Origin of the sequence: Rhodovulum sp. (assembly GCF_011048875.1) — a bacterium.
GTDB classification, from domain to species: Bacteria; Pseudomonadota; Alphaproteobacteria; order Rhodobacterales; family Rhodobacteraceae; genus Rhodovulum; species Rhodovulum tesquicola.
In genome coordinates this window covers 1-10,710 of record NZ_DSDD01000409.1, presented here as the reverse complement: position 1 = coordinate 10,710, position 10,710 = coordinate 1, and the positions used below count along the sequence as shown (strand labels likewise).

Annotated in this window: 10 protein-coding genes; 1 reads left to right on the top strand and 9 read right to left on the bottom strand. The window is 69.9% G+C overall.

The window, feature by feature from the left end:
• The 7 genes from rsmA to lptF all read right to left on the bottom strand — a co-directional run bounded on the left by rsmA (window position 1) and on the right by lptF (window position 8,022).
• Complete coding sequence (gene rsmA / locus ENN83_RS14160) at window positions 1-840, bottom strand: 16S rRNA (adenine(1518)-N(6)/adenine(1519)-N(6))-dimethyltransferase RsmA (protein ID WP_287187988.1); 840 nt, start codon at window positions 838-840, stop codon at window positions 1-3.
• Window positions 841-850: 10 nt separating this feature from the next.
• On the bottom strand, window positions 851-1,336 hold the full coding sequence (locus tag ENN83_RS14155) for an HXXEE domain-containing protein (protein ID WP_287187985.1): 486 nt from the start codon (window positions 1,334-1,336) through the stop codon (window positions 851-853).
• A 63-nt stretch (window positions 1,337-1,399) separates the two neighbouring features.
• Window positions 1,400-2,383: a 4-hydroxythreonine-4-phosphate dehydrogenase PdxA gene (gene pdxA / locus ENN83_RS14150; RefSeq protein ID WP_287187982.1), complete on the bottom strand. Its 984-nt coding sequence runs from the start codon at window positions 2,381-2,383 to the stop codon at window positions 1,400-1,402.
• Entirely contained in the window at window positions 2,380-3,600 is a 1,221-nt protein-coding gene (locus tag ENN83_RS14145) for a peptidylprolyl isomerase (protein ID WP_287187979.1), read from the bottom strand. Before ENN83_RS14145 ends, pdxA begins: the two co-directional genes overlap by 4 nt.
• A gap of 26 nt (window positions 3,601-3,626) precedes the next feature.
• Complete coding sequence (locus ENN83_RS14140; protein WP_287187976.1) at window positions 3,627-5,801, bottom strand: LPS-assembly protein LptD; 2,175 nt, start codon at window positions 5,799-5,801, stop codon at window positions 3,627-3,629.
• Complete coding sequence (lptG, locus tag ENN83_RS14135; RefSeq protein ID WP_287187973.1) at window positions 5,801-6,901, bottom strand: LPS export ABC transporter permease LptG; 1,101 nt, start codon at window positions 6,899-6,901, stop codon at window positions 5,801-5,803. The genes ENN83_RS14140 and lptG overlap by 1 nt, the downstream gene beginning before the upstream one ends.
• Window positions 6,898-8,022 (bottom strand): LPS export ABC transporter permease LptF, encoded by a 1,125-nt coding sequence (gene lptF / locus ENN83_RS14130; protein WP_287187971.1) that lies wholly within the window; start codon window positions 8,020-8,022, stop codon window positions 6,898-6,900. Before lptF ends, lptG begins: the two co-directional genes overlap by 4 nt.
• Before the next feature lie 128 nt (window positions 8,023-8,150).
• Here lptF and ENN83_RS14125 point away from each other — a divergent pair, with 128 nt between their 5' ends.
• On the top strand, window positions 8,151-9,620 hold the full coding sequence (locus ENN83_RS14125; protein ID WP_287187968.1) for a leucyl aminopeptidase: 1,470 nt from the start codon (window positions 8,151-8,153) through the stop codon (window positions 9,618-9,620).
• Window positions 9,621-9,659: 39 nt separating this feature from the next.
• Here ENN83_RS14125 and rpe read toward each other — a convergent pair whose 3' ends face one another.
• Together rpe and ENN83_RS14115 are read right to left on the bottom strand one after the other, a co-directional pair.
• Entirely contained in the window at window positions 9,660-10,355 is a 696-nt protein-coding gene (gene rpe / locus ENN83_RS14120; protein ID WP_287187965.1) for a ribulose-phosphate 3-epimerase, read from the bottom strand.
• Between the two features lie 57 nt (window positions 10,356-10,412).
• Window positions 10,413-10,710, bottom strand: a 298-nt coding sequence (locus ENN83_RS14115) for a RuBisCO large subunit C-terminal-like domain-containing protein (protein ID WP_287187963.1), incomplete at its 5' end; no start/stop codon positions are given.

Below are 10,710 nucleotides of genomic sequence, written 5' to 3'. Positions count from 1 at the left end.
CTAGCCCGCCAGCGCCCGGGCCAGCGCGCAGAACCCCTCGATCGGAACCTGTTCGGCCCGCTCGGTGGGCGCGATGCCGACCGCGCGCAGCCGGTCCTCGATATCGGGCGCCAGCCCCTTCAGGCTGGCCCGCAGCATCTTGCGCCGCTGGTTGAAGGCGGCCGCCACCACCCGCTCCAGCACGGCCGGATCGGCAGGGGCGCGCGGCGCGGGCAGGGCCGTCAGATGCACCACCGCTGAGTCCACCTTGGGCGCGGGCGTGAACGCCTCGGGCGGCAGGCGCATGACGATCCGCGCCTGGCAACGCCACTGCGCCAGGATCGCAAGCCGCCCATAGGCCTTGCCCCCCGGCTGCGCGGTGATCCGTTCGGCCACCTCGCGCTGGAACATCAGCGTCAGGCTCTGCCAGAAGGGCGGCCAGTCGGGCGGGGTCAGCCAGCGCACCAGCAATTCGGTGCCCACGTTATAGGGCAGGTTGGCCACCACCTTGACCGGCGGGCGCAGATGCGCCAGCGGATCGATCTCCAGCGCATCGGCATTCAGCACGGTCAGCCGCCCCGGCCAGGCCGCCGCGATCTCGGCCAGCGCGGGCAGGCAGCGCGCGTCCTTCTCGACCGCCAGCACATGCCGCGCCCCCTCGGCCAGCAGCCCGCGGGTCAGCCCGCCGGGCCCCGGTCCGATCTCCAGCACATCCGCGCCGGTCAGGTCCCCGGCCGACCGCGCGATCTTGGCGGTCAGGTTCAGATCCAGCAGGAAATTCTGCCCCAGCGCCTTCTTCGCCGACAGCCCATGCGCCGCGATCACCGCGCGCAGGGGCGGCAGCCCGTCAATGGCGCTCATCGCGTCCCCCTCAGGCCATCAGCCATTCCGCCAGCCGCAGCGCCGCGCCCCAGGCGAAGGGCACCCCCGCCGCGCCGATGCCCGCCGCGATCGCCGCCCCCAGGCCCGACAGCTGCCGCTCCTCGACCAGCCCGGCCAGCACCCAGATCGCGCCCGGCCCCAGCAGCACGGCACCCGTCACCGCGCCGGGCATCACGCCCAGCGTGGCCGCCGACATCAGCACATGCCCCGCCGCGCTCATCAGCAGCGCCCCGGCCAGGATCGCCAACGCCCAGCCATGTGCGCCCGCAAAGCGCGGCTTGCCCAGGATCACGACGCCCGCCACCGCCAGCGTCATCAGGATCGCCGCCACCGCGTATTGCGCCGGTCCCGGCCAGGCGAAATCCGGCCGCTGCGCCATCAGCCAGCCCGGCAGATACAGCACCGCCTCCGCGTTCTGAAGCAGGACCGCCACGAACAGCATCGTGGCCCGCAGCGAAAGTTCCACGCGTTTCACGGCAAGTCCGGCCCATCCAATGCCCTTCAGTGCGGAAATACCGTCCCGCCGCGGCCGATACAATCACCGCGAGCATGCGGCGCGCGCCCGCGCCATCCGGCTGGCCATCTCCAGCGCCGCGATCAGGCTGGAGGGATCGGCCTGGCCCTGACCCGCGATGTCGAAGGCCGTGCCATGATCGGGCGAGGTGCGGATGAAGGGCAGGCCCAGCGTGACATTCACCCCGCCCGCGAAATCCAGCGTCTTGATCGGGATCAGCGCCTGGTCGTGATACATGCAGATGGCAGTATCGTAACGCCGCCGCGCGGCCTCGTGGAACATCGTGTCGGCGGGCAGGGGGCCGGTCAGCACGATCCCCTCGGCTCGCAGCCGGTCCAGCACCGGGGCGATCAGGTCGATCTCGGCGCGCCCCATCGTGCCGCCTTCGCCCGCATGCGGGTTCAGCCCCGCGACCGCAAGCCGCGGCGCTTCGATCCCGAAATCGCGGATCAGCGCGGCATGGGTGATGCGGATCGTGTCCTCCAGCAGCCGCACCTCCAGCGCCGCGGGCACCTCCGACAGCGGGATGTGGATCGTCACCGGCACGACGCGCAGGGCCGCGCAGGCCAGCATCATCACCACCCGCTCCACCCCCGCCAGATGGGCCAGGTATTCGGTATGGCCGGGATGGGCAAAGCCCGCCCCCTCCTTCAGCGCCTGCTTGCTGATCGGCGCGGTGCAGATCGCGGCGGCATGGCCCGCCTGCACCAGCGAAACGCCCCGCGCGATGGCCTCGATCACGCAGGCCGCATTCTCGGGCGCGGGGCGGCCGGGTGTGGCCGGGGCGGGGAAGGGCAGGCGCAGCACCGGCAGCGCGCGGGCCGAGATATGCAGCGCTTCCTCGGGGGCGTGGATCTCGGCATGCGGCGTGCCGTCCGGCAGATGCGCGGGATCTCCGATCCAGAAGAAGGGCAGCCTTGCCCCCAGCGCGCGCCACGCCTTGACGGCGATCTCGGGGCCGATGCCCGCGGGCTCGCCGCAACTCAGCGCGATCGGCAGGTCGGTCATGGCTCGCGGATGATCGCGTCGGCCTTCAGCTCGGCAAGGTAGCTTTCGGCGTACTCCCCCAGCCGCTGGTTGACCAGTTGCCGGCGCACCGCCTGGCGGTCGATCTCGCCCTCGCCCAGGTCGGGCGTGCGCGCACACAGCATCAGCACCACCGCCATCTGCGGCGTCGAGAGGCCATAGGACACCTCGCCCTCGTCCAGCCGCGCCAGTTCCATCGCGATATTCTGCGGCACCTGCGCCACCGGCAGCACCTCGCGCACCAACCGGTCCTCGGGCAGGCCCTTGGCGACCCCGTAAAGATCGTCGCAGGTATCCACCCGGGCGCTCACGCGCATCGCATCGGCCAGCGAACCGCCGGGGATCAGGAAACGGGCATATTCCACCGACACCGCCTCGGGCGTGGCCGCGCCGCCTTCGCGCAGCGCGCGCAACTGGAACAGCGCGATGGCGTTTTCCAGCTCGATCGGTTCCGACACCTGGCCCGGCCGCAGCGTCAGCACCTGACCGGCCAGCGCGGGCGGCAGGTTGCCCAGCGGCAGCCAGCCCATCCGCCCGCCTTCCCCGCGCGAGCGCGACACCGAATATTGCCGCGCGGCGGCGGCGAAATCGGCCTCGTTGCGGATCGAGGCGCGTAACTCGCGCACCAGTCGTTCGGCCTCGGCGCGGAATTCCGGCGTGTCGGCGCGCAGCACGATCTCCGACAGCAGCACCTGCGCGCCGGCCGCCGCCGCCCGCGGCGAGGTGATCGCCAGCGCCCGGTCGATCTCGGCCTCGGTGATCTGGGCGCGCGGCCCGAAACGGGCGCGCACCACCTCGCGCCATGCCAGCCCCGCTTCGACGAAATCGCGGAAGGTCTCGGCCGCGACCCCGCCCTGCGCGATGGCGGCGATGAACTGCTCGGTCGACAGGTTGGCGCGCGAGGCGAATTCCGCCATGCCTTCCTCGATCTGCTCGGGGCTGACGGCGATGCCCAGCCTCTTTGCCTCGGCCATGCGCAGCCGGTCGTCGATCAACCCGTCCAGCGCGACCTTCTCGATCTGCGGCGGGTTGCCCAGGAGCCGCAGGAAGCGTATGCGCTGCTCGACCTCGAAATTGGTGATCGCCCGGTCATTGACGATCATCCGGGGCGCGAAGGACCCGCCCTGCTGCGCGGAGGCGATCCCGGCGCCCATCAGCGCCAGCACGGCCGCAACCGCCAGGCCCATCCGTCGGATCATTCCGTCCCTCCGTCTTCTTCCTGCTCTCAGAACCTTGCACAACGCCGCGCACGGCCCGCCCCGTCTCCGCGCGCGCCAAACCCTGACAGCGACACGGTGACGCCGAAATCCGTGCTCGGCTCCACACTAGTCGACGAGGTGAACCGACGCGAGAGGGAAAGATCGACCGTCACGCATTCGTTGCGGTATTCCAGACCGATACCGGCCCTTGCGGCGCGGTCGGCGACGAAATCGTAGCGCCAGTCGGTCTTGCCGATCCAGTTGTCGCGGAACCGGTAGGCGGCATCCATCACCCATTCCGACCGGTCGTCCGGGCGGTTCTCGGCCGGGTTCGCCTCGGCCCATAGCAGGCTCGACGCCAGTTCCACCCGCTCGCCATCCCAGGCCACCCGCAGGTCGTTGCGCGAAAAGTCGAATCCGTCATCGAACAGCGCGCGGTTCGACAGGCTCAGATTGCCGGGCAGGTCCAGCGTGAACGCCGCCAGCCAGTCCGACCGCATCCCGTCCAGCCCCGAGCCGGGCGCGAACTGGCCCAGGTCGTCCTCGCGCCAGATCCGCCCCACCATCAGCGCCAGCGACCAGCCCGCCGGGTCATACCGTGTCCAGCCCAGCCCCAGATTGGCCCGCAGCCCCGCCTCGCGCAGATCCTCGCCCGCAAAGCGCGTCAGCGAGAACAGGTTGGCCTCGTCGAACTCGACCAGCACGCTATCCTCGTTGGGCACGCCGTCCTTGTCCTCGCGGCTCCAGACCAGTTGCGCAACAGGTTCCAGCACATGGGTCGCGCCGCCCGCCCCCGTCTTGACCAGCGGCCAGCGCAATTCCACCGACGCCGCGGGCGTGGTCCGGGTGCGGCTGCCCTCGAAAACCAGATCGTCCCCGATGCGGTAATGGTCGATGTCCAGCGCGCCCAGAACGCCCAGCATCACACCATTGCCCAACACCCAGTCGCGCCGCCAGTCCAGTCCGGCCGAAAACCGCGCCAGATCGAGGCCGTCCAGCGGATCGCTCGACCGGCGCTCATGGCCATGCGCCGCAAGCGTGAACCCGGCGATGCCGCCGATCACCGGCGGCGCGATCCGTCGGGTATAGCCCAGATCGCCCACAAGGAACGGGATCGTCCGGTTGCTCTCGGACTCGCGCAGCGTATGGAAATAGAACAGGTCGCCCGTGATCAGCTCGTCGCGCCGCGCCCGGGTCAGCGCCAGCGCGCTGTCCAGCCGGTCCTTGTCGGAATAGTCGTAATCCAGCAGATAGGCGGGATCGGACACCCCCTCGATATTGAAGTCCAGCCGGAAATCGCGCGGCAGGTCGAACCCGCCTCCGGCGAACAGGTAATAGCGCGTCTCGCCCGGCCGCAGGTCATCGCGCGAGACCGCGCCCTCGGCTTTGAATGCCCCGTTGCGAAAGGCGCGACGATAGCGCAGTTCCAGCGTCCGCGTCCGGCTGGTCGAGACATAGGGCGTGATCAGCAGGTCCTGGTCATCGCCCAGCGTCAGGAAATAGGGCAGCTTCACCCCGGTGCCCAGCTGGTCGGTCAACCGAAGCCCCGGCGTCAGGAAGCCCGAGGCACGCTCCACCGAGGGGTCGGGCACCCGCAGGCGCGGCAGGTAGAAGACCGGCACACCCAGCACCTCGAACCGCGCATCATCGAATTGCAGCTGGCGCTCCTGCTCGTCATGCACGACTCGTCGGGCGCGGATCTGCCATAGCGGCACCTCGGAGTCCGAACAGACCCGGCAGGTCGAGGCCACGGTCTGGTCCAGCATCGTGTAGCGCCCCGAAACGCGCTGGATATCGGCCGCCGCGATCTGCAACTGGCGGTCCAGCACCATCCGGGCCGACCGCAGGATGCCCTCGGACAGGTCCGCCGACAATGCGGCGCTGTCGGCCACCAGCACCGTGCTCTCGCCCGTGGTCAGCAGGATCGGCCCCTCGATACTCAGCCGGTCGCCCTCACGGTCATAAACGATGCGCTTGGCGCGCAGCCGCGTCTGGCCATGCAGCACCTCGACATTGCCCTCGGCGACAAGCTGGCGCAATTCCCCCACGCTGACCCGGTCCGCGATCAGCGTGGCGGGCAGGTCGGCGGGCGCGCTCGCAGCCGGGCGGCCGGTCTGGGCCGGTGCCGCCCCCGGCAGCAGCGCGCCCGCGGCGACCAGCGCCGCGGCCAGGGCCGCAAGGGGGGCGGGGGTGCGCCGCATCAGCCATCCTCCAGGTGCAGCAGAACCCCCAGCGAGAACAGGATGCCCGCGACCGGCGGGCTCCAGGCGGCAAGGGCTATCGGGATCTGCCCGGTTTCGCCCAAGACTTGCGCGAAATTGCGCAGGAAGAAAAGCCCAAGACCCAGCCCCAGCGCCAGCATCGCCATCAGCCCGGTGCGCCCGAACCGCGTGTGCCGCATCGTGAAGCCCGCCGCCAGCAGCACCATCGCCGCCAGCAATAGCGGCCGCGCCAGTTCCATCTGCAACCAGACCCGGTGCTGCCGCGCCGAAAAGCCCGCCCGCTCCAGGCCGGCGATGAATTCGGGCAGGTCCCAGATCGCGATCGCCGACGGCCGGGCAAAGCCGTCGCGGATGCGCTGGCTGGTCAGGCCCGAGGGCAGCGACAGAATCGGCTGCTCGACCGCGGTCAGTTCCGGATTGGGCGTGTCCGCGTCGAAACTCCAGCGTTTGGCCTCCCGCAGCGCCCAACTCCCGCCCCCCAGCGCGGCCTCTGCCGCCTCGATCCGCCAGGCGGGCTGGCCGTCCCGGCCGAAGGCCAGGAAGGTCACGTCGAAGAACCGCGTGCCCTCGGGATTGGTGCGCGCCGCGCGGATCAGGATCTGGCCCTCGTCGCTGCCCTCGCGCAGCCACAGCCCCTCGGAACTGACCGACAGCAAGCTGGTCTCGCCGGTCTTGTAGCGGTCGGTGACCAGCCGGTACTGCTTGGACGTGGCCGCCACGATCGGGTTCATGATCGCCACCGCGATCCCGCCCAGCACCAGCGCGGCCAGCACCGGCGCGACCAGCGCGCGCAGCGCCGACCGGCCCGAGGCCCGCGTGATCACCAGTTCCGAGGTCCGCGCAAGCCCCAGGAACAGCGCCACCGTCGCCAGCACCACGACCAGCGGCAGGATCGTGTAGAGATCCGCAGGCACCCTCAGCGCCGACAAATGCAGCGCCTCGCGAAAGCCGATGCTGCCGATCTCGAAGCGCCGGATCTGGTCGACCATGTCGAACAGTACCAGGATCGCGCCAAAGATCGCGAACAGGCCCAAGACCAGCAGCGTGAACTTGCGCGCGAAGTAGAGATGCAGCGTCATGCCTGCCCCGCAATCCCGGTCGGAATCCGTCGCCGCCGCGCCGCGAACGCGATCAGCACCGCCCCCATCGCGGCCCCCGCCAGCGGCGGCAGATAGGTCAGCGGCCACAGCGCGGCCTCGCGCCGGGCCAGATCAGCCGCGACATTGCCAAGCATGTTCACCCCGATCAGCAGCACGATCGCCAGCAGCACCTGTCGGCCCAGCCCGAACCGGCTGAACCCGCCCACCAGCAGCGCGCCATAGCCGATCAGCGCCCCCGCCAGCGCCAGCAGCGGCTGCGCGGTGCGCTCATGCCCCTCGACCAGGAACACCGCCCGCGTCTTTCCGGTCGCCGCGATCATCTCGTCGCTCGGCCATAGCAGCGCGCGCGTGGGCAGGGTTTCAAGCCGGGGCGGACGCAGCCGCGCGCTGTCGATCAGCGCCCCGATATCATAGGCGAAATCCTCGAAGCTCGCGACCGACAGCCGCCGGTCGTCGGAGCGGTAGGATTGCGCCATCCCCTCGAACATCACCAGTTTCGGCCCGGTCCCGCCCTCGACCAGCAGGGCGCGCCGGGCGGTATAGGTCACCCGCGTCCCCGCGCTGCGGGCATCCGACAGGTAGATGTCGAAAAGCTCCCCCCGGTCGGAAATATCGCGGATGTAGAAGGTGATGCCGCGGGCGGGGTGCAGGAACTGGCCCGCGCTCAGGAACTGCGCCGCCATGTCGCGCGAGATCTCGTCGCGCCGCTCGTCCAGCTGGGCGCGGCTTGCGGGCACCAGCACATGCGTCAGCACCGCCATCGGCAGCGCCACCGCCAGCCCGAACAGCATCACCGGCCGCGCCAGCCGCCAGGGGCTGCATCCCAGCGCCTGCATCACCACCAGTTCGCTTTCCGAGGTCATGCGGTTGATCACATAGACCGTGCCCGCAAAGGCCGCGACCGGCAGCACCAGCCGGATCACGTTGGGCAGGGTCAGCACCGCGAATTCCAGGAAGACCAGCGCCGACTGGCCGTCGCCGATCAGTTGCTCGAACAGCGACACGCCCCGGTTCACCCAGTAGACCGAAACCAGCACAAGCGCGAAGAAGCCGAAAAGAACGGTCAGCTGCGCAAGCAGGTATCGGTCGAATCTGGGCACATCTTCCCCTGGGCGGCACGGATCGTAAGGGACGTTAGACCAATCGGGCAGGGCCGGAAACTGCTATCTGGTCAAGTGCGGGGCAGGGGGCTAGGTAGGGTCGGGTACAGGAAAACACGGAGTCCGCCATGACCACGCCCGTCGCGATCACCTTCGCCGAAACCGATCTCGAAGCCATCGCCACGGCACCGGGCCGGATCGCGGTCTTCGTGGACGCCGATGGCAAGCTCGACCCCGCCGCCCGCCGGCTCAACCGCCTGATGAAGGGCGCGCTGGAACGGTTCACGGCGAGCGACGCCTTCGGCAAGCTGAAACCGGCCGAGGCCGCGACGCTCGGCTGGCCCGCGGGGCTCGCCGCCGAGGCGGTGGATGTCGTGCGGCTCGACAAGCGCCCCGCGCCGGACTGCGCGCGCCGCGCAGGCGCCGCGCTGGCCCGGCGGCAGGGCGCGGCCGATGTGCTGATGCTGGCCGGGGCGAATCCGCGCGCGGCCGATATCGCCTTCGGCTTCGCGCTGCGCGCCTACGACTTCTCCGACCACAGGACCGGCGACAAGACCCTGCCCGGCAAGGTCAAGGTGATGGTCGCCAAACCGGAGGCCGTCGCCGCCGAGGCCGGGCCCATGGCCGCCCGCGCTGAGGGCGTGTTCTTCACCCGCGATCTGGTGAACGAACCCGCCAACGTGCTGACCACCGACGATTTCGCCGCGCGGCTGGCCGCGATGCAGGAACTGGGACTGGATGTCGAGATCCTCGAAGAGGACGATCTGAAGAAACTTGGCATGCGCGCGCTGCTGGCGGTGGGGCAGGGGTCCGAAAGCCCCTCCAAGGTCGTCGTGATGCGCTGGAACGGCGGCAAGCGGGATGCTGCGCCGCTCGCGCTGGTCGGCAAGGGCGTGGTGTTCGACACCGGCGGCATCTCGATCAAGCCCGCGCAGGGCATGGAAGAAATGACCATGGACATGGGCGGCGCGGGCGTCGTCGCGGGCGTGATGCGCACGCTGGCGCTGCGCAAGGCCAAGGCCAACGTCGTGGGCCTTGTGGGCCTGGTCGAGAACATGCCCGATGGCCGCGCCCAGCGCCCCGGCGACATCGTGCGCAGCATGAAGGGCGACACGATCGAGGTCATCAATACCGATGCCGAGGGCCGCATGGTGCTGGCCGACATGCTCTGGTACGCGCAGGACCGGTTCCAGCCCGCCGCCATGGTCGATCTGGCCACGCTGACCGGGGCCATCATCATCGGGCTCGGCCATGCCAATGCGGGCGTGTTCTCGAATGACGACGCCTTCTGCGCCGATTTCCTCAAGGCCGCCGCGACCGAGGGCGAGGGCGCCTGGCGCATGCCGCTGGGCGAGACCTATGACAAGCTCATCAAGTCGCAGATCGCCGATATCAGGAACAGCGGCGGCCGGACCGCGGGCGCGGTTACCGCGGCGCAGTTCCTGCACCGTTTCGTCAGGCCCGAAACGCCCTGGATCCATCTAGACATTGCCGGTGTCGCCCGCACCCCCGAGGAAACGCCGCTGGCCCCCAAGGGGCCGACGGGCTGGGGCGTGCTGGCGCTCGACCGGCTGGTGGCCGACCGCTTCGAGGGCTAAGGCCGGCCGCGGGGGCGCGAACCGCCCCCGCTGTCCGCCTCAGGCCGCTTTCAGCGCCGCCTCGGCCGCCGCCCTTATCGCCCGGATATTGGCGCCATAAACCTCGGGGTTGTCGACCGACCCGCCCGAGAACACCGCAGAGCCCGCAACCAGGCAATCCGCCCCCGCCGCCGCGACCAGCGGCGCGGTGTCCGGCGTCACGCCGCCGTCGATCTGGATATGGATCGGGCGGTCGCCGATCATGGCGCGGATCTTGCGGGTCTTTTCCACGCCGGAATGGATGAATTTCTGCCCGCCGAAGCCGGGGTTCACCGTCATCACCAGCACCATGTCCACCATGTCCAGCACATCGGCCACCGCCTCTGCGGGCGTGCCGGGGTTCAGCACGACGCCCGCCTTGACGCCCTGCGCGCGGATCGCCTGCAACGTGCGGTGGATATGCGGCCCGGCCTCGATATGGGCGGAAATCATGTCGGCGCCCGCCTCGGCATAGGCCTCGATATAGGGGTCAACGGGCGCGATCATCAGGTGCACGTCCATGAAGGTCTTGACATGCTTGCGGAACGCCTTGACCGCGGGCGGGCCGAAGGTCAGGTTCGGGACGAAATGCCCGTCCATCACGTCGACATGCACCCAGTCGGCGCCCTGTGCCTCGATCGCCTGGATCTCGGCCCCGAAATTCGCGAAATCGGCGGACAGGATCGACGGCGCGATCTTGATGGAACGGTCGAACATCTTGTGTTTCCTCCCGATGGGGTTGAAGCGCGGCGCCCGAAGACGCCGCGCGGGGATTTACTCGGCCGTGGCGATGGCGCCCAGCGCCTCGCGCCAGCCCGGGTAGAGCTTGTCGGCGTCGTTCTGGAAGCTGACGAAGGCGCGCGCCAGTTCGCGGTGCTCGCGGGCATAGGTGACCAGATCGACGCCCGACTTCCACGCATCATGCGCCTGGCGCAGCGATTTCGCCCCTGCCGTGCCGCCGTCGACATGGCCGAAGGCGCCGCCGCCCGAGGTCTGGATGACGTTGGAATGACCCAGATTGTCGAAGAAGCCCGGCAGCCGCAGCGCGTTCATCCCGCCCGAGATGATCGGG